Source organism: Enterococcus sp. C53 (assembly GCF_040887425.1).
Classification (GTDB): Bacteria; Bacillota; Bacilli; order Lactobacillales; family Enterococcaceae; genus Enterococcus_B; species Enterococcus_B hirae.
Genome location: NZ_JBFOFT010000006.1, coordinates 14,411 through 37,258, shown reverse-complemented (window position 1 = coordinate 37,258; position 22,848 = coordinate 14,411). Strand labels below are relative to the sequence as shown.

The 22,848-nt window shown below is 36.0% G+C and carries 20 protein-coding genes and 1 pseudogene; 14 read left to right on the top strand and 7 right to left on the bottom strand.

The features are described from left to right. The first annotated feature begins 41 nt into the window (after window positions 1–41). Window positions 42–809 carry a pyruvate formate-lyase-activating protein gene (gene pflA, locus AB3I42_RS08830; protein WP_010737384.1) on the top strand — a complete coding sequence of 256 codons (768 nt, stop codon included), beginning with the start codon at window positions 42–44 and terminating at the stop codon, window positions 807–809. Between the two features lie 178 nt (window positions 810–987). Here the strand turns inward: pflA and AB3I42_RS08825 are convergent, their stop codons facing one another. Further along, a complete protein-coding gene (locus AB3I42_RS08825; RefSeq protein ID WP_014834732.1) occupies window positions 988–1,212 on the bottom strand; it encodes a hypothetical protein in 225 nt (74 codons plus the stop codon). Between the two features lie 9 nt (window positions 1,213–1,221). Continuing rightward, window positions 1,222–1,989: a DeoR/GlpR family DNA-binding transcription regulator gene (locus tag AB3I42_RS08820; RefSeq protein ID WP_306690469.1), complete on the bottom strand. Its 768-nt coding sequence runs from the start codon at window positions 1,987–1,989 to the stop codon at window positions 1,222–1,224. Window positions 1,990–2,454: 465 nt separating this feature from the next. On the opposite strand from AB3I42_RS08820, the gene AB3I42_RS08815 reads away from it, so the two are divergent. Both AB3I42_RS08815 and AB3I42_RS08810 read left to right on the top strand, forming a co-directional pair. After that, window positions 2,455–3,366, top strand: a complete 912-nt coding sequence (locus tag AB3I42_RS08815) for a cache domain-containing protein (RefSeq protein WP_088771438.1) — start codon at window positions 2,455–2,457, stop codon at window positions 3,364–3,366. A gap of 17 nt (window positions 3,367–3,383) precedes the next feature. Next, on the top strand, window positions 3,384–4,688 hold the full coding sequence (locus AB3I42_RS08810) for a helix-turn-helix domain-containing protein (RefSeq protein WP_151345265.1): 1,305 nt from the start codon (window positions 3,384–3,386) through the stop codon (window positions 4,686–4,688). Window positions 4,689–4,964: 276 nt separating this feature from the next. Here the strand turns inward: AB3I42_RS08810 and AB3I42_RS08805 are convergent, their stop codons facing one another. The 4 genes from AB3I42_RS08805 to AB3I42_RS08790 all read right to left on the bottom strand — a co-directional run bounded on the left by AB3I42_RS08805 (window position 4,965) and on the right by AB3I42_RS08790 (window position 9,716). Further along, the gene (locus tag AB3I42_RS08805; protein WP_081129376.1) at window positions 4,965–6,269 is read right to left on the bottom strand and encodes an alpha-L-fucosidase; all 1,305 of its coding nucleotides are present in this window, start codon (window positions 6,267–6,269) and stop codon (window positions 4,965–4,967) included. 10 nt (window positions 6,270–6,279) lie between these two features. Next, window positions 6,280–6,765 (bottom strand): hypothetical protein, encoded by a 486-nt coding sequence (locus AB3I42_RS08800; RefSeq protein WP_034867543.1) that lies wholly within the window; start codon window positions 6,763–6,765, stop codon window positions 6,280–6,282. 15 nt (window positions 6,766–6,780) lie between these two features. Beyond that, the gene (locus AB3I42_RS08795; protein ID WP_368022441.1) at window positions 6,781–8,649 is read right to left on the bottom strand and encodes a beta-N-acetylhexosaminidase; all 1,869 of its coding nucleotides are present in this window, start codon (window positions 8,647–8,649) and stop codon (window positions 6,781–6,783) included. A gap of 422 nt (window positions 8,650–9,071) precedes the next feature. Continuing rightward, window positions 9,072–9,716, bottom strand: a complete 645-nt coding sequence (locus AB3I42_RS08790) for a DUF624 domain-containing protein (protein ID WP_010737390.1) — start codon at window positions 9,714–9,716, stop codon at window positions 9,072–9,074. Window positions 9,717–9,972: 256 nt separating this feature from the next. On the opposite strand from AB3I42_RS08790, the gene AB3I42_RS08785 reads away from it, so the two are divergent. From AB3I42_RS08785 to AB3I42_RS08750, 8 genes and pseudogenes are all read left to right on the top strand, one after another. Then, complete coding sequence (locus AB3I42_RS08785; protein ID WP_368022440.1) at window positions 9,973–11,319, top strand: alpha-L-fucosidase; 1,347 nt, start codon at window positions 9,973–9,975, stop codon at window positions 11,317–11,319. Between the two features lie 33 nt (window positions 11,320–11,352). After that, complete coding sequence (locus AB3I42_RS08780; RefSeq protein WP_034867549.1) at window positions 11,353–12,306, top strand: sugar ABC transporter permease; 954 nt, start codon at window positions 11,353–11,355, stop codon at window positions 12,304–12,306. A 13-nt stretch (window positions 12,307–12,319) separates the two neighbouring features. Further along, window positions 12,320–13,228 carry a carbohydrate ABC transporter permease gene (locus AB3I42_RS08775; protein ID WP_081125439.1) on the top strand — a complete coding sequence of 303 codons (909 nt, stop codon included), beginning with the start codon at window positions 12,320–12,322 and terminating at the stop codon, window positions 13,226–13,228. Window positions 13,229–13,260: 32 nt separating this feature from the next. Beyond that, the gene (locus tag AB3I42_RS08770; RefSeq protein WP_368022439.1) at window positions 13,261–14,565 is read left to right on the top strand and encodes an extracellular solute-binding protein; all 1,305 of its coding nucleotides are present in this window, start codon (window positions 13,261–13,263) and stop codon (window positions 14,563–14,565) included. Window positions 14,566–14,619: 54 nt separating this feature from the next. Continuing rightward, entirely contained in the window at window positions 14,620–14,883 is a 264-nt protein-coding gene (locus AB3I42_RS08765; RefSeq protein WP_306690464.1) for a hypothetical protein, read from the top strand. A gap of 302 nt (window positions 14,884–15,185) precedes the next feature. Next, window positions 15,186–16,596: pseudogene (locus AB3I42_RS08760) on the top strand (glycoside hydrolase family 1 protein). A 274-nt stretch (window positions 16,597–16,870) separates the two neighbouring features. Further along, window positions 16,871–17,797: a manganese-dependent inorganic pyrophosphatase gene (locus AB3I42_RS08755; RefSeq protein WP_010719439.1), complete on the top strand. Its 927-nt coding sequence runs from the start codon at window positions 16,871–16,873 to the stop codon at window positions 17,795–17,797. A 228-nt stretch (window positions 17,798–18,025) separates the two neighbouring features. Continuing rightward, window positions 18,026–18,907 (top strand): DUF1803 domain-containing protein, encoded by an 882-nt coding sequence (locus AB3I42_RS08750; protein WP_010737396.1) that lies wholly within the window; start codon window positions 18,026–18,028, stop codon window positions 18,905–18,907. Window positions 18,908–19,072: 165 nt separating this feature from the next. Here AB3I42_RS08750 and AB3I42_RS08745 read toward each other — a convergent pair whose 3' ends face one another. Then, window positions 19,073–19,693 (bottom strand): hypothetical protein, encoded by a 621-nt coding sequence (locus tag AB3I42_RS08745; protein ID WP_010719437.1) that lies wholly within the window; start codon window positions 19,691–19,693, stop codon window positions 19,073–19,075. A gap of 527 nt (window positions 19,694–20,220) precedes the next feature. On the opposite strand from AB3I42_RS08745, the gene AB3I42_RS08740 reads away from it, so the two are divergent. From AB3I42_RS08740 to AB3I42_RS08730, 3 genes are all read left to right on the top strand, one after another. Further along, window positions 20,221–20,610 carry a hypothetical protein gene (locus tag AB3I42_RS08740; protein ID WP_010719436.1) on the top strand — a complete coding sequence of 130 codons (390 nt, stop codon included), beginning with the start codon at window positions 20,221–20,223 and terminating at the stop codon, window positions 20,608–20,610. Window positions 20,611–20,614: 4 nt separating this feature from the next. Next, window positions 20,615–21,379, top strand: a complete 765-nt coding sequence (locus tag AB3I42_RS08735) for an alpha/beta fold hydrolase (RefSeq protein ID WP_010737397.1) — start codon at window positions 20,615–20,617, stop codon at window positions 21,377–21,379. Between the two features lie 521 nt (window positions 21,380–21,900). Beyond that, a complete protein-coding gene (locus AB3I42_RS08730; protein ID WP_034700335.1) occupies window positions 21,901–22,848 on the top strand; it encodes a LacI family DNA-binding transcriptional regulator in 948 nt (315 codons plus the stop codon).

Genomic DNA, 22,848 nt, shown 5'->3' with positions numbered 1-22,848 from the left:
CTTTTGAAATAAAATGAAATCAAAGAAAAGAAGTGATCCTTATGGAAGAAAAAACAATTGGCTATGTTCATTCGATCGAAACGTTTGGTTCTGTAGATGGACCAGGCGTTAGATTCGTCGTTTTTATGCAAGGTTGTCGCATGCGTTGTGAATTTTGTCATAATCCTGATACATGGAATATAGGCGGAGGAAAAGAATATACGGCGGATGAACTATTAGACCAAGCAGAGCGCTATCGTTCCTATTGGGGTTCAGAAGGCGGTATCACTGTTAGTGGAGGCGAACCTTTATTACAGATCGATTTTTTGATCGAACTGTTCAAGAAAGCGAAAGAGCGTGGTATGCATACTACGCTAGATACTTGTGGGAAGCCTTTCACGCGTGACGAACCATTCTTTTCTCGTTTTCAAGAATTGATGAAGTATACTGAATTGTTACTGTTTGATATCAAACACATCGACAACGAAGAGCATAAAAAGTTAACACGTTGGGATAATGAAAATATTCTGGAGATGGCGCAATATCTTTCTGAAATCAATAAGCCAGTGTGGATCAGACACGTATTAGTTCCTGAACGCAGTGACTATGATGAATACTTGATTCGGCTAGATGACTTTATCAAGACATTGAACAATGTAGCTAAAGTAGAGATTCTACCTTACCATACGATGGGGAAATATAAGTGGGAAACACTTGGCTTAGATTATCCACTAGAAGGTATTGAACCGCCAACAAAAGAAAGAGTCGAGAATGCCAAACGACTACTTCACACAGAAGACTATCGAGGATATCTCAGCAATAAGAACTGAGTAGCTGTGTAAAATCAAATCTGGGTCAGAATGAATCATATTCTGTCTCAGATTTTTTGTTTCGCACAAAGCGCACGAAAATGTGACTGAAGAATCCTCCAGTCACATAAATGATAGAGACAATTAAGCAATGGCCTCAATACTGTATGTTCATTTTTTAGCGATACCAAAACACTTTTTATAGCGGATTGTCTTGTTTGAGGATCTGTGATTTCAGGTCAACCAATAGCTTGATGTAGGTGTGCTGTTTCTTTTGATGAAGCAAATAAGTGCTGTTTGATTCACCTGCTTTTTGAGAAGAAAAAGGGTGAGTAACAAGGGCGTTTATTTGGCTGGTTGCAAAAGTTCTATCGACAAGTTGGACAATGAGAAATATTGGATGCTCCAATCGTTTTTTGTCCATTTATATTTCTCATTCAGTGGGATACACCAAGTGAATGTCATTTTTTTCAATGATTCTATGATAAATCTTAGGCGGTTTTTTATTGGTAACAATCGCATCATAATCATAATAATCACCTATCTTGAAAAAATGAGTAGAGTCAAATTTCGTTTCGTCAGCCAATAAAACAATCTCTTGTGCTTTATTCATCATTTCTTTTTTGATTTGTGCTTGATTGAAGTTTGCTTCATAAATCCCTTCATGGTCGAGCCCGCGACAAGATAAAAAGGCAGCATTGAAACGAAAGAAACTGGTAATGGGATCAAGTGTATTTGAAATAACTGTACTAGCATTAAGTTTGACTTCACCGCCAGTCAAATAAATTTTTAAAGATTCGTTCTGACATTCACTTAACTTTAAAGCTGTACGCAAACCATTGGTAATGATAATTAAGTTAGGTATCTTAACAAGTAGTGGAATAAGGTGTAGAACCGTACTGCTGGAATCTAAAAAAATACACATACCTGGTGCAATAAAATCTCGTGCTAATTCACTGATGATCTTTTTTTCCGGGATATTACTGGCTTCTCTTTGAAGATAAGTATATTCTATGTTTGTCGTTTCGTTCAAGATCGCTCCGCCCCAAGTTCTGCGGATCAATTTTCGTTTTTCTAGCTCAAGTAATTCTCTGCGAAGTGTACTTATACTACAGTGAAGGTGAGTACAAAGTTCTTTGGAAGTTGCTTGTTTCTTTTTTACCAAATAGCTTAAAAGATCGCTTGTACGTCTAGTCTCCATTTTTTTCTCCAAGTTTTTCTTTTATTATAGCGCTTTCTTTTTGCGAATAAAATGCTTTTGAATAAAAATGAATGAGTTGAACAAAAATCTTGCTAATTTTTGAACAATGATCAAAATTTTAAGCAAGGATTTCCTTTGTTTAGAAAGCGCTTTATAATCGAGGCATACATACGTTGGAATAAAAGGAAACGATGGAAGAATAACAGATAAAAATTAGATTTGTGATATATGTAAATAAAATGTGGCGGCAAAAAGCTGGGTTGTCAGGATAATGAAAATGGTTCTATGAAGTTGATGGATCAGCTTTTTTAGGTATTTTCATCGGGATCAGCAGCCTGTAGATATCTATTCATTGACCAGTGCGGATGGAATTGTGAGGAGTAATTATAGAAATGAAAAGTTGCTATTTATAACTAAAGCCCTAGATAACACGACAGGATTAGCTAAAGAATCAAGGAGGGACATATGGTACGAGAAGTTGCTACTAACGGGAAAAATAAACAGCACAGACAGCTTTCTAAGTCGATTTTATCTTATCTTTTTGTCTTTCTAGTGCCATTTTTTATGGTATCGTTAATTTGGTTTCATACGGCTAAAGAAAGCATTAATCAGCAAGTTGTTTTGACAGCCAAAAATCAGTTACTCCAATTGAAGTACTCATCTGAAAATAAGTTTTTGCAATTGGATAATATCACTCAACATATTCCTTATAACACTAATCTTTCACCTGGAAGGCTTTCCCATAGTTATTATGCTCGTGAAGGACAGCTTAGCTTGCAACAATATAAGCTAAGTAATGATTTTGTTGAGGAAATTTATCTTTACTACAAAGAAAAACCAAATACATTGTTTTCATCTACCGGTAGCTTGTCAGTGGACAATTTTTTGCAACGAAAAATCAATAATCATTCGCTTGATAAAAAAGAGCTGCTTTCACATCTTGATAACGATATTCCAACTGGACTAACCCTGAAAAAAGAACCTAATTCCACACAACTTTTTTACATTGTTCCAATTAAAGATGCAGAAATGCATTTTTATGGCGCAGCAATCTATTCAATCAATCTTTCGATTTTGAATAAGCTGTTGAATCTTTCCAATAGTGATGGTATCAGTACCAACTATCTGATTGATGACTCGTATCGTATTCTAGCAGCAGATACCAGTAATAACAAACTAACGGCGCATTTGCATCAGCCGAAGCAAATTCAAATGATCTTGCAACAGGATAATTTTTACTACAACCATCGAAACTATCTTGTCCAGTCTTTGAATAGCAGGGATTTGAATATGTCATTTGTTTCTGTAATGGATCCATCACAAGCTTTGACAAAGATCAATACCATCCACCAAAAGTTTTTAAAACTTTTTTTGTGATATTTGTGTTTGGTCTAGTGCTTGTAGTGATTATAGGTACTCGTTTTTCACAGCCAATCCGCAACATTGAAAAATTGATTGATCAATATTATCGAAATAAAATCGGTGTAGCTGTTTCCAACGGGAATGTCTATGAAACGTTGGCGCAATTTTTGAACGAACATGAAGAGCTACATAAAGAAATTAAACGACAGACTCCCCATGCGAGAGAACAGGTCCTTAGAAAAATTTTAGGAGGGAAATTTAAGTCTCCAGAAGATTCATTAGTTCTACTGAACTCTGTCCAAGTACATTTTACCGGTACTTGCTATTTTGTCGTCGTAGTTGATTATCCTATCCAGAGCATTGACGACACAGCTAATGAGTTACCGCTGAAAGTAAGTGGAAAGAACTTTTCGGGATATGGTACAGAGATCCTATCTGCAGGAGTGACCGCCTATATCTTTAGTACCTATGAAAAAACTAGTCACAAGAAAGTTGTAATAGAGATGATTCAGCAACTAAAAAAAGCGTGTTACGGTACTTTTAGGATAGGAGTAGGAAATAGTACTGAAAACCTTACGAAGATCAATGCTTCTTATATTGAAGGTTTGGCCGCATTAGACTATTCAACAGTAGAAAATAACTTTGTTTTCTATAATGAAATTCCAGGTGAAGAGTCTTCAACCAGCATTAATTACCCAGATGGAGAAAAACTGAAATTGATTCAAAGTCTGCGTCAAGGAGACTTAACGATCGCTGCGGAAACGATAGAATCGTTGATTGAGCGGGGGATTAAAGAACATTTTTCTTATAGTGGACAAAAAATGTATGGTTTTTATCTATTAAATGCAGTTGCTAAAGTAAGTAGTAATTTGCAAAATAAAACAATTTTGAAAAAAGCAGAAAAAAGTGCCAAGTTTAGTAATTTACTCGAATTGAAGCAACAACTATTAATGCTCGCAAAAATGATCTGTGAGGTTATGCAAGTTAAGCCACAAAATCAAGAGTCTGTGCTGAAAAAAGAATTGTTCGAATATCTTCACAAAAACTATGCTTCTTCCCAATTATCTATGGAAAAGTTGGCAGATGAATTTCAACTTTCAGTTTCATACCTTAGCCGTTTTATCAAAAAAGAAACAGGTACTACTTTTTCAAAATATCTGCAAGAATTGCGGCTAGAAAAAATCAAGCAAGACTTAATAGAAACTGATTTGCCAATAAAAACGATTATTCAAAAGAATGGTTATTATGATGTTTCAAACTATACGAGAAAATTCAGGACGAACGTTGGTGTGACTCCAGGTCAATACCGAACAATGAATAGAGAAGGAACTTTATAAGCAATAAATAGGAGTAAACTAAGGGGGGCATCGAACTGGAGCAGGACGAAGAAGTCATTTTATTTCCAGTTTTGAGCTTCTAACTAAAAAAACAAAAGCAAATAATTGTAAAAGACTGAAATAACTACCCAAATTGTTGCTTTTTCAGCATATAACTTGGGTAGTTATTCAAATGTTTTACTATATTTCTCACTAAAAGTATGTTTTTACAAGCTTTCGATGCCAGTATTTTTTGTGAATCGACGAAGGAAGTATCATCTGCTTTATATTTGTTCTTTAATCGTCTTTCAAGGTAATTTCAATTACTGGGATCAGCACATCAGGCTTGATGATTGGCAAGGTGATGACAAGATCTTCTGGAGCAATGACTGCTTCTGTAGAAGTAATCACTTCGTCCGGATCAAATCCTCGATAAAAAATTTCCGAGCCATCATTGAGCAGACGAATAAACTCAACTTTACCTGCTAATCCTTTAAGACGAAGGTTGCGGTAAGGATAAGAAAAGAGATGCAGATAAAGCTTGTTTCCATTTTGTGTATATCGGCAATCGTCAGGAGCTTCAAAGGCGCTATATGAACAGCCAATGACAGATGCTTTGTGAAGGGTCATCCAATCCCCGATAGCATGAAGCCGTTCCAACGTTTTCGTATCAATCATTCCTCGTGGATTAGGACCAATATTCATCAAGAAATTCCCATTTTTTGAAACGGTATCAATCAGCATTTTCAAAAGCATCTCACTACTTTTCCATTCCATATTGTCACGGTCATACCCCCAAGTGCCATACATTGTCTGACAGGCTTCCCAGATAACAGGCATGCCGTTTTTCTCTAATGGTTTATCAGGTTGAAACTGTTCTGGAGTAGTGATGCCATGGCCTAAATCAAGCCGATCATTCAATAGGAGATGGGGTTGCAGTTCTAAGCAGAGCTTTTCTAGTGCTTCGCTATCCCAATCAATGTGCCCTTTTCCTTTTGACCAACCCCAATCGCGGTGGCTGTAAGAAAAATCGAACCATAAATAATCGATTTTTCCATATTCTGTCAGTAGTTCTTTGACTTGTTCGCGAAGATAGCGTTGATGAATCTTGATATCTCTTTCGGAATTTTTTTCTCGCAGTTTCTGGTTCTCTCTTTCAGGATGCAGTCCGTCCAGTGGGAAATGTTCATGGCGCCAATCGATCAGTGAGTGGTATAACCCGATTTTGATCCCGACTTTGCGAAAAGCCGGGAGTAGCTCTGCCAGAAGATCTCGTCCAAAAGCAGTATTGGTGATTTTGTAATCAGTTTGTTTCGTATCCCATAAGGCAAAGCCTTCATGATGTTTTGTTGTGAATACCATGTATTTCACCCCACAGCGAGCGGCTTCTTTTGCCCAAGCATCTGCATCAAACAAATCAGGGTTAAAATGCTGAAAATATTTTTTTGAATATTCCTTTAAAGAGACTTGTTCTGTGGTCATAAACCATTCGTGTCTAGCTCCCACACTGAACAAGCCAAAATGGATAAACAAACCAAAACGATCATGGATAAACCAGTTAGGATCAGGATAGTCGGTAGGCCAATTATTGAATTTTTTCATATGAACACTCCTAATTTAAAAATTGTGTATTTGTCATTGTTGTTTCTTTGATTTTCCATTTATTCTCTTCAAAAATAAAGGTGTGATATGCCGTTGTGATATGATCTCGATATGCCTTCTTCCCATGATTCACTGTTTTTTGTTCTGCCACTACTAACATCGATTGAGGTGCTTGTTTGATTACTTCGAAAGAAAGCAGTTCATGACTGACATCATAGTCTTTAAAAAATTGCTGCATTTCTTTTGTGGTCGCTTTATGTGCATCTTTGACTAGTGTTGCTAAATAGTCGTTCAGATTTTTATCCGTTGCAGCCTTTAAATTTTGTTGTAAAAGCTGATGGCAGATGTTCGCAGTTCTTTGATTATTGATTTTCCCAGTGATTTTAGTAGATGTCTGTTTTGCTTCGACACGAGGCACGTTTCTGACAAGCTGAGAAGCAGCAGTGACCAACAAAAAAATACTCAGAATGACCAAAAAAAGAGTTCTCTTTTTCATTTTTTATCCCTGCCTTTAGATATCTGATAGTTTACTAGCACTATAAATTCCATGGAACAAGTTTCGCCCGACACCGCTTGCTGTTTTGAAAGGAGCATCGAAGGGTAAAGGCGTTTGCTCAAGCTCAGGCAATTGCTTGATTTCTCCTGTTAAAAATTTCTTCAGTCGCCAAACGGTTGTTTCTATCCGACTTTTTAAGGCACCGTAACGAAGATCGATAATTTCATAGCCAAAGGGTTTATTCCATTCAAACCATAGCTGGCGATGGAGGTGTTGCAACTCATTGATCTTTTTGGTGAGAACTTCCAGTTCGTGAAGGATTAGTTGTAACTGGTCATTCCTTTTTGATTGGTAGGCTCGATAAGAGCGACCGATCAAATTTGTTTTTACAAAAAGGACTTGTGCTAATTTCTGATAAAAAGTAAACATCGTTTGTGTGTCCTCATTAGCTGTTATGCTAGATAGTTTCTCACTTAAGTCCTTATAATGCGAAGGAAGTTCTAAATTTTGCAGATCAACATCGTAAAGACCGTATAATAGATCTTGATAAAGTGCCAACTTACTACTATTTGATCCATCAGGGTTATTTTTTGCTACACCTTTCGTCTGATCAAAAGCATCTAGCAGTAAAAAATCATCAGCCTCAAGATGGTGGAAGAGACGGAAACGCTCTTTAATCAGTTCCAGGCTTACTTCAGGAGCAAATTGTTCCTCGCTGAATTGTTGTAATCCTAACAAACTTGCGATGATCGGTGTTTCAGCACTATCATCGCCCCATAAAGTAGCATAAACTTCGTTGATTTTTTCCTCTTTTGCGACAGAAAGGCTAGCACTGGTCGTTTCAAACGATTTTCCATAATTTGGTGCAAGACCATTCCACGTCCAGATACCGCCCGCAAAAACGATCGGTCGTTGCAATTTTTTATGATTTGAAAAATGCAATTGGTATTCTTCTTTTGAATGATGGTAATAATCCCAATAAACCATACTAATTTCAGGAATCTTTGCAATCAAATCTTCTGGAAAATATACGTCTTTATCGTAATAGTCTCCTGACTTTGAACCGATTCTAAAAAACATATCGCTCCACATCATGGGCTGTAACTGATAGTTCCTGCAAATTTCCATTACTTTTTTCAGATGCTTTTCCATAATATCAAAGCGATCGATCAAACCATGCTGGGTTAAATAATGACCACGTCCCAGATCATGAGCTTCGTCCATCCCGATATGAATTTTTGACGTTTTAAAAGCGGCTGCGATCACAGAAATTGCACGATCTAAAAATTGATATGTTTTTTCCTCTTCCACAAGGAGAATATCACTTGTATCTCTCATGCCATTGGCAAATCCCCATTTTAGCGGATTAGTTAAATGAGCCAGCGTTTGAATACAAGGAATCAGCTCGATTCCTATTGTGTCTGCAAAAGCATCCAACGCCTTTAATTCCTCAAGAGAATAGGCACCACGACAATAACCAAAATAAGTATAATCAGGGATTTGATACGTATCTTCCATATAAAGCATGCAGCTATTTAATCCCATCTTGCTACAAAGAACAAAAAAGTGTTTCAGCTGATCAACAGTCATCACAGCATTTCTAGAAAGATCTACCATGGGCCCAATTTTTTCAAATTGCGGAAACTCTTCATAAACAAATTCTTCTTCACAGCGATCTAACCAGAGTGACAGCGCTCGAAAAAGATGGGCTTTTTCCTGAAAATAGATAAACGTTTCGTTTTCTTTAATTTCAATTTTTAATGAACCGTTACGCTGAATCAGTTGGAGTGGTTTTCCATTATCTGAAATAGTTAACGCTAATTCGTTTGTCGCAATTTCAAAAAAATCACGTATGACATCTGTAAGTTCGATTGAAACTTGCATAATAACCTCCTTGAAGTAATCGTTTTCATTTTCAGTATATAGCACTTGTAAAAAAAGAAAATAACTAGCTTGAAAGTACATAATCTGTTTATTTGACATAGTGAAAGTTGATGAATATACATAGCCAATCAGCTTCTGGAAAATAATAAATGAAAGAAAAAGCTAAAGGGATAAGTAACAGGTAGTAGCCTTAGCAAAAATTGAAAAAAGGCTTGAGTCAACGATTGGCAGAAGGTTCCCTTTGATGGCGACAATTATGAATAAGGAGTGAAACAGACATTTGACTTTTACCTAAAGGGCTGACGAATCGCATTGTAGATTGTAAGTTAAAAAAAGAGCTATTATTGAGGTTTCCTTGTAAAATCTCCTCGCAGTTCTGTTACAGCTTTTAGCTGTTTGTTTGATTTAAGGTTTGTTTTTTGTTATTGCGTTAACGTACGATTTTTTTCTTCAATTTTAATCATTGATTGCAAAGAGAACCAACTTAATGGCAAACAGAATAAAGGCACAAAAGCCACGATTGTCAAAATTGGGAAAAAGGTAGAGACAGCCGTCACGACAAAGATCCCCAGAATAATCGCTACGGTTTCAATCAAGCTACACAAAGATAGAAATAATGCTTGTTTGAAATATTGTGTGAATGACAAATCATAACGTAAAAATACTGGGAATAAATAAAGAATGACTATGACAGTTGCGATAAATAATAATAAGATCCCCATATGAATGAAAGGGTTTTGTAAATACACAGCTGCAATTCTCAGATCCATCCATAGAAATCCTAGTAACATGCCAGCAGCATAGCCTAGTTGATTTGTTGAAATAAACAGATTATTGAAGCTTGTTTGAAAATCTGAATATAAGACTTGCGGAATTTGTTTTTCTTCAAATAAATGATAGAAAAATTTGAGAACGGTAACACTTGCGGGAAAAGTTCCTAGTAGAATACAACCTTTTAATACCGATAAAAACCAAAATACTTGGAGCTTGATGAGAAAAAGCAAGAATTTTCCTAAAGAATAGGTGAAATCAAAAATAGAATGTGGTGATCGTTTATGTTGATTCATAGCTAAAACCTCCTTGTATTAGTCATACAGCTCTTTTTATTATAGTTAGGTTTATTTATGTTTTCTATCAGTATGCGATTATTACATAGCTTTTTCTACTTTTACATAGTTACTTTCCGACTAAGAGATAAGATATAGATATCCTCTAAATAAGTTACGCTTTATGCTGTTTTTACATAGCTTATGCTTTTTACATATTGCTGTTGCCTTGCTTTTTTTGTAAATTTAAAGCACAAACATGAAAGGGGTTTCATAAATGGCGATACGCGGAGATATCGAGGTACCTAAAGAGGTTGAATTAGATCATAGGACTTATCCAGAAACAGAAATGCTAAAAGAACGATTAGAATGGTTTCAAGATTTAAAACTTGGCGTGATTTTTCACTACGGACTTTATGCTCAAGCAGGAATCGTAGAATCTTGGCAACTTTCTGAAAAAGACCTTTGGTCAAGAGAAGGGCGTGAGTTTCGGAAAGATTTTAAACAACTGCAACTAGACTACTGGAATTTGATTAAAGAGTTTAACCCAGAAAAATTACAGGCAAAGAAATGGGCAAGTATATGTAAAGAAGCAGGCTTTAAGTATTGTATTTTTACAACGAAACATCACGATGGGTTTAATATGTACAATACTCTTGAAACAGAATATAAGGTTGGCGGTAAACAAAGCCCGTTTAAAAGAGATATTTTAAAAGAAGTTTTTGAGGCTTTTCGTAAAGAAGAAATAGCAACAGGAGCCTACTATTCAAAAGCCGATTGGTATTCGTCGTTTTATTGGTTAGATGACGATACGATCAAGGGGCGTCATGCGAGCTATGATACGGAACGTTACCCAGAAATTTGGCAACGTTACGTAAGTTTTGTTCATAATCAGATTAAAGAAATCACGCATAACTATGGTCATGTGGATCTTTTATGGTTAGATGCTGGTTGGTGTGGACAGAAAAAAGAAGACCTGGAAATGGATCGATTAGCAGAAATCGCTCGTGAGAAGCAACCGGAATTAATTATTGTGGATCGTATGATGGGGGGCAGACATGAGAACTATGTGACCCCTGAACGAAAGGTGCCAGAACTAGCTGAAATTCCCAATAAAGTTTGGGAAAGTAATATCCCGATTGGTGATGATTGGGGCTATGTACCAAATGATCGCTTTAAGAGTTCCCAAGAACTATTGAAAACTTTTGTCGATGTGGTCAGCAAAGGTGGGAATTTGATCTTAGGAGTTGGGCCAAAACCAGATGGTACCTTTACTGATGAAGAAACCAAAATCTTACAGGAAATTGGGAATTGGCTAAATATCTATGGAGAAGGAATCTATGAAACTCGCTCACAACCTAAAGAATGGCAAAATCAGTGGAAATTGACATACAGCAAAGATCAAACCATACATTATGCCTTTCAAAGTATTCGCTTTACACAAGAAAAAATATTTTTAGCTGACATTGAGGCCGATAAACATCATGTGATTAAAGATTTATCTACAAAAAAAGAATTAGAAGTATATACGGAAGAAGATCAAATATATATCCTCAGCAGTGAATTAGAGAAACCAGCAATTGGGCTGATTGGTCTTGAAATTTTAAAAAAGCCACAAGGATAGAGATGAGTGAACTTCATAAAAGGAGGTTAAAAAATGGCTGATGCATTACTTGATGTCAATAAAGAGAAAGAGAAAACAAAATGGTCAGAGATCAAAAAAAAATTATATAAAAGCCGACAGCTGTATGTTTTTGTCATTCCAGCATTGGTGGTGGTTGCTGTTTTTTCTTACGGTCCCATGTACGGCGTGATTATAGCATTCAAGGATTATATCCCATCATTAGGAATTTTTGGAAGTCCTTGGGTAGGATTTAAGCATTTCCAACGTTTTTTTGATTCCTACTATTTCTGGGATTTAATTAAAAACACGTTAGGTATCAGTATATATTCTTTGGTCGTAGGATTTCCGCTACCGATTATTTTAGCATTAGCACTAAATGAGTTGAAAGATGGAAAATTTAAAAAGTTTACGCAGACAGTGACTTATGCACCTAATTTTATTTCAGTCGTTGTCGTATGCGGTATGTTAATTGCTTTTTTGACGCCTTCCACCGGTATTATTAACCATCTATTGGTTTTTCTAGGTTTTGAGCGAATTAGTTTCATGACAGATCCTCGTTGGTTTAAAACGATCTACGTATTATCTGGGGTTTGGCAAGGAACAGGATGGGGTTCAGTGATTTATTTAGCTGCATTATCTGGTGTTGATACACAGCTTCATGAAGCTGCAACTGTTGATGGTGCAACGAGATGGCAAAGAATCTGGTATATCAACCTACCGACTATCATTCCTACTATGGTTATTTTACTGATCATGAATGTGGGGAGTTTGATGTCATTAGGTTATGAAAAAATCCTGTTGATGCAAAATGCGTTGAATATGGATTCTTCAAATGTGATTGCCACGTTTGTTTACAAACAAGGGTTGCTTGATGCACAGTACAGCTATGCATCAGCTGTCGGACTGTTCAATGCAGCAATCAACGCATTTTTATTGATCACAGTAAATAAAATTTCGCGTAAAGTCAGCGAAACAAGTTTATGGTAATGGAGGGAAAATAATGTATTCAAAAGCGATCCGATCATCGAAAGGTGACAAATTTTTCATGTTTCTCATCTACTTGTTTATTGCCATTGCCCTTTTGTTGGTTATTTATCCGTTGATTTATGTTATAAGCGCATCTATATCTAGTCCGACCTCCGTCAATTCTGGAGAAATGTGGTTATTGCCAAAAAAGATCACTTGGGATGGTTACAAAACGATTTTTACGTATAAAAGTATCTGGCAAGGTTACCGGAACACGATTTATTACACATTACTAGGAACATTTATCAATTTATTATGTACACTTCCTTGTGCATATGCTCTAGGAAGAGCAGAATTTTATGGGAAAAATCTATTTATGAAGTTTTTGATGGTTCCTATGTTTATCAGTGGCGGTTTGGTACCTACTTATTTATTGATTAAAAATCTAGGGATGAATGATTCGATTTGGGCGTTAGTTATTCCAGGGGCCGTTTCAGTTTATAATATTGCAATTACACGTACTTTCTTTCAATCCACCATTCCTAGAGAAATGGAGGAAGTGGCATTGATTGATGGATGTTCTGACTTTCAGATATTTATGAAGATTGTTTTACCTTTATCAATGCCAATTATTGCAGTAATGGGACTATTTTGCGGAGTGGCCCATTGGAATAGTTATTTTAGTGCGTTAATCTATTTAACAAACAAATCAATGTATTCGCTTCAATTAATCCTGCGAGAGATTTTAGTGAATCAAGATTTAACAAAAGGAACAACAGAGATGACAGCAGCGGCAGCAGAAGTAGCTTATAGTAAACAACAGCTTGCACAAGTCATTAAATATGGAGTAATGATCGTTTCGACATTACCAATCATTATGATCTATCCGTTTTTACAAAAGTACTTTGTTAAAGGTGTCATGGTTGGTTCTTTGAAAGGCTAACTAAAAAATAAATAAGAGAGTGAGTGGAATGAATGAAAAAATGTTATTTAGTAATTGCATCATTAGTGTTGACAACAACTCTTTTGGGTGCTTGTGGGAACAAGGGAAATACTGCTGGAAAAGAAGAAACTATTGCCGTTGAAAAAACCGGAATGCCAATCGTCAAAGAAAAAATCAACATGACGATGATGGCTCCTGGTGGAGAAGCAGAATGGGATGAGTTAGCTTCGGCTAAAGCGTTAGCGGAATTAACTGGAATCAATTTTGATTATATTACTCCGCCAAGTACAGATTTTGAAGCGAAATTGAATTTGGCTTTTGCTTCTGGTGAGTTACCTGATGTTATTTTTGGTGCAGGAAGTGGTCTTTCAAATGCCAAACAATCAGATTATGGATCACAAGGAATTTTAATTGCCTTGGAGGATTTGATTGATGACTATGAGCCAAATTTAAAGAAAATCCTTGATGAGAACCCAGAGTTCAAAAAATCAATTACTGCACCAGATGGTCACATTTATTCTTTACCACGATTATATCCAGAAGATACCTCTAGCCCTCTTTATATCTCACCTTTATGGTATAACGGCGAGTGGCTAGAAAAATTAGGGGTAACCGAATTGCCAAAAAACACGGATGAGTTATATAAATTGTTGAAGCGATTCAAAGAAGAAGACCCCAACGGTAATGGCAAACAAGATGAGATTCCGTTATCAGACGGCAACAAGTTGGCCATTATTCGTACGTGGTTGCTACCTGCTTTTGGTATGAAATCTCTAGGAATCGAAGAAGTTAAGGGAAAAGTGCGTTATGCTGCTGCATCGGCTAACTATAAGGAATATTTAACGTATATGAATAAACTTTATTCTGAAGGATTGCTGGACCCAGAAGTCTTCTCGCAGTCAGAAGAAAAGTATCAAGGAAACACACAAACAGATAAAGTCGGTTTATTTGGCGCGTATGCTTCATACATGGCTACTGGTAAAATGCCTGAGGATTCTTTATCAGATCCAATGTTTTCACCAGTTACTTCAAGTATTCAAAATACACCTTTAGCACCGGGTCATCCTCGTGTAACAACTGGAACGTTTGCGATTACCAATAAATGTAAAAGTCCAGAGGCAGCAATGCGATGGGCGGACTATCTTTACACAGAAGAAGGCCAAGATTTAATGACAAAAGGTCCAGAAGGGGCATTTTGGAAATATGAAACAAACGATTCTGGAGAAAAAGTTCGGGTATATACAGGTGAAAATAAACAAAAGATGGAAGAAGACCGTGGGAAAATTGCAATGGATTATGGCTTAGTCGTACCGGGATTAGAAGACGATTATGCCTAAAGTGTTTTAGCTAATGTCAACGATCCTGATCCTAGTGTATGGACGGAATTTCGCATGAAAGAAATCAATGAGAAAATCATGCCCAATACCGAGGTACCTTTCCCAATTGTTTATATGACGAAAGATGAAGCAGATCAAATTGCGATCAACGCGACGGACATTCGGACTTATGTAGAGCAAATGGAAGCTAAATTTATTACAGGTGTGGAAAGTTTGGCTAAATGGGATGAATATGTCAGTACATTAAAATCAATGGGATTAAATGACTTTGTCAGCACTTATCAAAATGCATATGATCGTTGGGCTAAAACCGAATAATCATCTTTAACATCAAAGTGGACGTTTGGGATGTTCCTAGCGTCCAGCTTTGTTTGAACAAAATATCAAGAGTTTGGAGAAACCAAAATGAGATCATTAGCAACTAGCATAGCGATGATGGTCAAACAAATGGTTTCATGATAAAGATCAAAGAGAACGAGTATCACACTGACTAAATAATTTTGCCAAATCATGGTAAATATAAATGAGAAAAAGAATGAACCAACATAAACGATGATCATTGGGTTCACTGACTGAAGGGAATCAGTGGATAAAACGATAGAAAAGGAAGGAAATTTTAAATGGATACATTTCCACAAAACTTTCTGTGGGGAGCAGCGGCTTCTGCCCCTCAGACAGAAGGAGCTGCTTTGGTTGATGGCAAGAGCCCATCAACTTGGGATAAGTGGTTTGAAATAGAACCAGAATTGTTTTATAACGGAACAGGACCAGAAAATACCTCTAATACGTATTATCAATACAAAGAAGATGTTGCCTGTATGAAGGCAATGAATTTAAATTCCTATCGGACATCGATTGCTTGGACTCGTCTTTTACCGGATGGCAAGACATTAAATCCGCAAGCTGTTGATTTTTACCGAGCCTATTTTCAGGAAATGCTGGATAATGGCATTGAGCCGATCATCAATTTGTTCCATTTTGATATGCCTTGGTGGCTGATGGAAAAAGGTGGCTGGGAAGTTCGTGAGTCAGTTGATCATTTTGCATTTTACGCAAAGACTGCGTTTGAAGCTTTTGGCGATTTAGTAAAAAAATGGGCGACGTTCAATGAGTCTCTTGTACACATCGAATGTGGGTATATGGGAGATGCACATTGGCCCAAGGTGCATGATTTTAAACGAGCTATACAAGTTGCCTATCACACACTACTAGCGCATGCGAAAGCTGTAAAGGAGTACCGGCGCTCTTCTTTTAATGACGGACAAATTTCTATCATTCTCAATTTAGCACCCGTTTACTCTAAAAGCGAAGAAGCTGAAGACGTGGCTGCTGCAAAGTGGGCAGACCTGTTTTATATTCGCAGCTTTCTGGACTGTGCGGTACGAGGTACTTTTCCAGAAGAGCTGGTAGAGGTATTACGAGAAAGTGATTTGCTTCCTAAAACAGAAACAGGTGATAAAGAAATTTTTGCGGAGAATACAGTAGACTTTATTGGTTGTAATTATTACCAGCCATTACGTGTTCAAGTACCTCAAGAAAAGAAACGACCAATCACAGGACTAAGAGATTTATTCCGAGGTTATGATTGGCCGGAGAAACGAATTAACCCACATCGTGGCTGGGAGATCTATCCGCGGGGAATCTATGATATTGCGATGCGGTTAAAAAAACAGTTATAGCAATATCCCTTGGTATATTTCAGAAAACGGGATAGGTGTGTCGCAAGAAGAACGGTTCAACAATAAAGAGAATATGATTGACGACAACTACCGAATTGATTTTTTATTTGAACATTTGACGCAACTGCAGCAGGCAATTTCAGAAGGTTCTCCTTGCTTTGGGTATCATATGTGGACATTTGCTGACTGTTGGAGTTGGTTGAATGCCTATAAAAATAGATATGGTTTTTATCGTGTCGATCTGGACAATGGCTATAAACGGTTACCGAAACAATCAAGTTTATGGATGGCACAGGTAATCGCTGAAAACCGCTTAGTTGAACCGTTTGCTCAAAACTCAAGTAGTCATTAAAGGCTAGTAAAGAAAAAAACGATAAATGATTTACTTTTTCCAACTTTTTCTTTCAGTGCGAAGAGTTCTGCAATGAAATAAGTAATGGCATGGCCAACTTTTTAAATGACTGTTCCATGGTACTTCGCGCTATCAAAAATTTTGTTTACGATTGTTTGATATAAAAGTAAGGTGGATCGGAATATCTTCCATTCTAGAAATTATAGCGTCAGTATTGCTTCTTTCGGTTTTTTTGCTATTATTAAGTAGGAGAAACCATAAAGGAGCGAGACAAATGTCAAAAATTTTAGTTTTTGGTCACCAAAATCCAGATACAGATGCAATTGGAGCGGCAATCGCCTTTTCGCACTTGCAAAATCAACTAGGAAAAGAAACTGAAGCTGTAGCTTTAGGTACACCTAACGAAGAAACACAATATGCATTAGATTACTTTAAGTTATCTGCCCCACGTGTCGTTCAATCAGCAAAAGAAGAAGCAACACAAGTGATGCTAGTGGACCATAATGAATTTCAACAAAGTATTTCTGATATTGCAGAAGTAGAAATTTTAGCGGTCGTTGATCATCATCGGATTGCAAATTTTGAAACAGCAAATCCACTTTATTACCGAGCTGAACCAGTAGGTTGTACAAGTACAATCATTTTGAAGTTATATAAAGAAAACCAAGTAGAACTTCCTAAAGAGATTGCTGGCATTATGCTTTCTGCAATTTTATCTGATACATTGCTATTCAAATCACCAACATGCACATCAGAAGATGAGGCAGCTGCAAAAGAACTTGCAACAATTGCAGGCGTTGATTTGACAAGCTATGGGTTAGATATGTTAAAAGCCGGTACAAATCTTAGCGATAAATCAGCTGCAACCTTACTTGATCTTGATGCCAAAAGCTTCCCAATGGGAGAAGCTAATGTTCGTATTGCACAAGTGAATACAGTCGATTTAAGCGAAGTAATGGCTCGTCAAACGGAACTGGAAGAAGCGATGACTGAAGAAATGGCTAAAAATGGATATGACCTCTTTGTCCTAGTGGTAACGAATATCCTAGATAGCGATTCGGAATTATTAGTGGCAGGTCAAGGATTAGATAAAGTCGAAGAAGCTTTCCAAGTTAAATTAACGAACAATCGTGCCTTATTAAAAGGAGTTGTTTCTCGTAAGAAACAAGTCGTTCCTCAGCTAACAGCAGTTTTTAACTAAGCTAGCTAAGGGGTTGCTAACACCTTTTATTCGATAGTTATTAAAGAGCCTGACAGCTATTTGTTCCAGGCTCACAATGCCAGCCTAGCTTGTTCGATCAAAATGAGGTTGGAACAGAAGTGATCCAGCTTTAAAAAATAAGCCGAAGAATCCGAAAATAGTTGCTCGTATTTTTGGGATTCTTCGGCCTATTTCCAATTGAGCTAGGGAAAACGAGAAGGGGAAAAAATGAACTATTTTTATTCACAAAATCACCAGCAGTTGCTTAGCAAACTAGTAAACAATGCTGTTTTTCCAACTTTGATTGAGTATTTGCATCATCATCAAGAAGAAGACATTATTTTGAGAGAGTTGAAAAAAAATTTTGATCAACCGAAATTTGAAGCTTTTCTTGATCAGTTGATTGATGAAAATCTAATCAAGCGGGAAAATCGTCGTTATAAGTTGAATTTTCCAATATTTGAGGAAGAAACTTATCAAAAAGAAATTGAAGAAGCTGCAGCCCAGATTTTACAAGCTATTAGTCATTTGTCGCAAACGGAAAAACAGTTGGTTATGGGAAATGAATGTTGGCAAGAATGTTTCGTGTCTAATTCAACCTATTTTTATGCAACCTTAGAAGATCTTATTCCTGTGACGAGACAGGTTGCTGGCAATGAGAATTATCGATTTGTTTCTTTAAATTATCATAACAAGTTATCTTATTCTCTTGCCAATTATTTTTATTTACAAAAGAAACAATTACCTGTGCCATCAGAATTTTTAAAACTTGTAGAACTGATCGGTGACGTCAACGAAACTTATTATTTTGATCAAGTTGAAGTAATCATTGAGCGTATCCAAGCTCAAAAATATAAGAATCGTCGTTCCAGTATCTTCTTTGATTCACTGATCTTGTCGAATACTGTTAAAGTTGTGAAAACTGATGATCAGCTCAACTATCAATTAGCATTGCCGTTGGTTAAAACGGCAAACAGCAGAAGACAACTACCCAAAATCGCTGCTGGAAGAACCGTGGAAGAGCATGCTTATATTGCTAGAAAAGTCTATGATCGTCTTATCAAGGAACTAAATTTAGCAGATTTTTCTTATATAGAAAAAATCAACTGAAAAATTTTTAGACTCAACTGTTAATAATCCTCAGACATCAAAGTTATCAGAAATGACTAGCTTTGATGTTTTTTATGTAAAGTTCAATCATTTATGTCTATTGTAAAGGATTCTTTATTAGCAATATCATCCGAAAAATAAAAAAACAGTTCAAGGCACTTAGACTTACTTGTCCTGAACTGTTTTTCTTATTTGCCACATCATCATTCCTAAACACGAAATGAAGAGTAATTCAAGAAAATTACTAGTGATTTGAATATTTGCTGGATCAAAAGTTGGCGCTAACGCTAATACAAGAAAAGAAAAGACACTATAGACAAAGCAGAATAGTGGGATTAGTTGCATTAAAAGTGGCAAGCGTAACTTTTTGAATATTAGTGAAAAAATAAAGTAAGTAAAGATGGATAAAATGATAACCAGTCCATTCAGTATAAAAAAGAACAATGAATTTTGGTTAAAGGAATAGAATAAAACGGTCAGCAATGCGAGCAACCTAGATGCAACAAAAATTGTAGCAGCTTCATCCATCTTTTTGGGGATTTGTTTTTTCACATATGTTCGAAAAGCCAATGAAAAAATAAAACCACACAAAGATGAAAGAATTAGCAAGAAGAGGCTCTCATCTACCTGACTTAAACCGGGGTGATCTAACAATAACCAGCCAAAGGCATTACATGGTATATCGGAAGATCTGAAATAGGAATAGCATAAGAACAAAAAAAGTGTCAATAGGGCGAAAAGCGTCCCTATGTGCAAAAATGTACTTGTCTGTCGTTTCGTTTTCATATATTCTCCTGATAAAAATAGTGTTAATCAGATATATGATAACAAAATGATGAGTATATGTCGATGCTTTTTAATGGAAATAAAAAATAAAGGCTTTTTTTATATGGTAAATTTCATTTTAACTTCAATTACAAGTTTTCAAACTAATTTAATTAAAGGTTTTACTAATGATGTGCCTCACTTAAATGTTTTTATTCACAAAGAATTTTAGTGAAAACATTGATTATTACTTATGAGTTAATAATAGATCAGTTTGATGTAGATTTTCCCAAAAGTATATTTATTCTCTATTTTAAAAAAGGAGAAGTTTGAACATGAAATGCCTGAAAAAAGAATTAAATTTTTTCAGAACTAGACAGACAAAATGAGGAGCATGACAAAAAAACAAGAGGTACTTATAGGTTGTTAGGTCATTTTGATTGTGAACAATTATTTGGAAAAAAGAAAAAATTAAAATTTAAGCCTTTTTTGTTCTAAATGATGATAAAACGATTATAATAGAATTATAAAGAGAGTTGGTGATACGAATGAAAATAATAAACCGAGCCATAGGAGTCACTCATGTTCTCAGTGTTGCCTCTTGTGGATATTTAGATTTATATTCACTTCAGCAGCCCATCGTAGCCAATAATAATATCTTTCAGATATCATTGACCGATAGCTTGCTTTTAAGTATTTTTTTATTTTCCGTGATCTTTATCGGAAATATTTTTGGCAGCTTTGCTAGTTTTTTTAATTTCACAATTTATCCACTGCTTACCTTAGGATTAGGACTAGCTGGTCTTTTAGCATTATTGCTCTTTTCAAGAACGATGAGCTTATTTTTGATTTTGTTTGGTACGATTTGTTTATTTCAAATTGTGGTTAGTGGATGGGAAATATTTCGTTCGACTATTTTGATGAAGATCGGAGACTAAAGAAGTGAATCCAATTATATTAAAACGTAAAGTAAATAATATTCCATTATTAGAAGTTGTCCTAACCGAATTAAGAGCTGAAAAAATTCCGATAATTATTTATTATCATGGTTGGCAAACGAGTAAAGAATTAGTTTTGACACAAGGAAGAAAGTTTGCTAAACAAGGATTTCGTGTCTTACTACCAGATGCAATGAACCATGGTGAAAGAAAGCAAGTAGTTTCTGCTATTCCTTCCTTTACCTTTTGGAATAGTATTTATGGAAATTTATTTGAATTTGAGACTTTATTGAAGCACTTAGAAAAACGAGATGTTCTTCATGAAAAAGTAGCTGTAGGTGGCGTTTCAATGGGGGGGATGACAACTTGTGCGTTGTTAACAAAACATCCGCATTTGGTTGGTGGTATTTGTCTGATGGGTTCCCCTGCGCCTGAACAGTATGCTAAAGAAATTTACAAAAGAGCTCATCAGTACCAATACATACTGCCGAACGATTATTTTGATTTAATTTCTTGGGTCGAAAAATATGATTTATCTTTGCAGCCAGAAAAACTAGCTGGGCGACCTTTATATTTTTGGCACGGTGAAAAAGACGAGAAAATTCCCTTTCAACAAACCAATGATTTTGTGAAAAACAATCAAAAAGAACGTTATGGTCAAGGAATTGTTTTTGATTATTCGCAAACCGAAAAGCATATGGTAAAAATCCCATTGATGGATACAGCAACCAAATTTTTGGTGCAAATGATGAATGAATCCAAAGAATAGAAAAGACAGGTGTATTCTGATTTTTTATAACAAATTAAATAGATAAAGAAGTAAACAATGCTATGAAATAAGCAAAGTTGAGGTTGAGAAAAAATCGTTTAGCATCAAGAAATACGAAAGAATATCCAAAAATTGACAAGAAACACAAACACTGGTTTTTGCTATTGATGGATACTTACTAGGTGTTTCTCAAATTTTTAGTCAATTTCGGCAAATTTTTTGAAGTTGTTGCTCCTTAAACACCGTTTATTCGTTTTAGAGATACTAGAAGAGGAGGCTATTTTTGGCTTAGTCTCATTCTTTGCTATTTTTCTAGTTCATATCTGAAACTAGAAAATAGATGGAGATAACGTACATTTTTCTAATAAAATGGAGTAACTGGCTTTCGATTCTAGTGAACTTTTATTAAAAAGATGCTGGCGTGCAGATGATTTTTACGATATTTCTACATTTTATCGCTTTCAAGTTTGCTATAATAATAGAAAACAGAAAAAAGTTTTCTATTGTGAAAGGAGCAATCTATGCCAACATTAGCTGATGTTGCTAAAAAAGCAAATGTATCCAAAATGACGGTGTCTCGTGTCATCAATCACCCGGAACAAGTAACGGATGAGTTAAAAGAATTAGTTTTTTCTGCGATGGCAGAATTAGATTATCGCCCCAATATTGCAGCAAAAGCACTCGTTTCTAATCGGTCACAAATCATCAAACTTTTCATCCTTGAAGAGATTGATACAACAGAACCGTATTATATGAATTTATTGATGGGAATTGCAAAATGTATTGGAAAAGCGCACTATTCTTTGCAGTTGGTAACCAATGATGCATTTGACGTAGGGTCTTGCGACGGCTACATCATTACAGGGGTGAGAGAAAAAGATTTTGACTGGATCGACCGATTGGAAAAACCAGTCGTCCTTTTTGGTGAAAATCGTTTTGGCTATGATTATGTAGATAGCGATAATCATTATGGCACAGCAAAGGCTTCACAATATGCTATGGAATGCGGTTACGAGACCATTATTTATATTGGGATTGACGAGGATGAGCCATTTGAGTTATCAAGAGAAGCAGGCTACCTTTCAGTTATGGAAACAGCCAACATGAAGCCGCAAATATTACGTTTCCCAAATCATTCGACAATGGCAGAGAAATATCTTGCCGATCATTGGTCAACTATTAAACCAAAGACTTGTTTTATTTGCAGCTCTGACCGACTAGCTTTAGGGATTGTAAGAGGTATTGCTAAAGAAAAGGGAAAAATTCCTGAAGATTTTGGAGTCATTGGCTTTGATGGTGTATTTTTAGACCAAATCAGTTCACCCAAATTAACTACGGTAAAACAAGACATCGTACGAATGGGTGAAGTTTGTGGTGAAATGTTGTTAAAAAAAATTACCGAAAAAGGAGAAAGTCAAGGATATCGTCGATTTTTCCCTGAATTGGTCATTCGAGAAACGACCAGATGA

Bases quoted from the DNA above. Each gene is read 5' to 3' on its own strand.
- pflA (WP_010737384.1), top strand. From the start codon at position 42: ATGGAAGAAAAAACAATTGGCTATGTTCATTCGATCGAAACGTTTGGT.
- AB3I42_RS08825 (WP_014834732.1), bottom strand. From the start codon at position 1,212: ATGGACAAAAAACGATTGGAGCATCCAATATTTCTCATTGTCCAACTT.
- AB3I42_RS08820 (WP_306690469.1), bottom strand. From the start codon at position 1,989: ATGGAGACTAGACGTACAAGCGATCTTTTAAGCTATTTGGTAAAAAAG.
- AB3I42_RS08815 (WP_088771438.1), top strand. From the start codon at position 2,455: ATGGTACGAGAAGTTGCTACTAACGGGAAAAATAAACAGCACAGACAG.
- AB3I42_RS08805 (WP_081129376.1), bottom strand. From the start codon at position 6,269: ATGAAAAAATTCAATAATTGGCCTACCGACTATCCTGATCCTAACTGG.
- AB3I42_RS08800 (WP_034867543.1), bottom strand. From the start codon at position 6,765: ATGAAAAAGAGAACTCTTTTTTTGGTCATTCTGAGTATTTTTTTGTTG.
- AB3I42_RS08795 (WP_368022441.1), bottom strand. From the start codon at position 8,649: ATGCAAGTTTCAATCGAACTTACAGATGTCATACGTGATTTTTTTGAA.
- AB3I42_RS08790 (WP_010737390.1), bottom strand. From the start codon at position 9,716: ATGAATCAACATAAACGATCACCACATTCTATTTTTGATTTCACCTAT.
- AB3I42_RS08785 (WP_368022440.1), top strand. From the start codon at position 9,973: ATGGCGATACGCGGAGATATCGAGGTACCTAAAGAGGTTGAATTAGAT.
- AB3I42_RS08780 (WP_034867549.1), top strand. From the start codon at position 11,353: ATGGCTGATGCATTACTTGATGTCAATAAAGAGAAAGAGAAAACAAAA.
- AB3I42_RS08775 (WP_081125439.1), top strand. From the start codon at position 12,320: ATGTATTCAAAAGCGATCCGATCATCGAAAGGTGACAAATTTTTCATG.
- AB3I42_RS08770 (WP_368022439.1), top strand. From the start codon at position 13,261: ATGAAAAAATGTTATTTAGTAATTGCATCATTAGTGTTGACAACAACT.
- AB3I42_RS08765 (WP_306690464.1), top strand. From the start codon at position 14,620: ATGAAAGAAATCAATGAGAAAATCATGCCCAATACCGAGGTACCTTTC.
- AB3I42_RS08755 (WP_010719439.1), top strand. From the start codon at position 16,871: ATGTCAAAAATTTTAGTTTTTGGTCACCAAAATCCAGATACAGATGCA.
- AB3I42_RS08750 (WP_010737396.1), top strand. From the start codon at position 18,026: ATGAACTATTTTTATTCACAAAATCACCAGCAGTTGCTTAGCAAACTA.
- AB3I42_RS08745 (WP_010719437.1), bottom strand. From the start codon at position 19,693: ATGAAAACGAAACGACAGACAAGTACATTTTTGCACATAGGGACGCTT.
- AB3I42_RS08740 (WP_010719436.1), top strand. From the start codon at position 20,221: ATGAAAATAATAAACCGAGCCATAGGAGTCACTCATGTTCTCAGTGTT.
- AB3I42_RS08730 (WP_034700335.1), top strand. From the start codon at position 21,901: ATGCCAACATTAGCTGATGTTGCTAAAAAAGCAAATGTATCCAAAATG.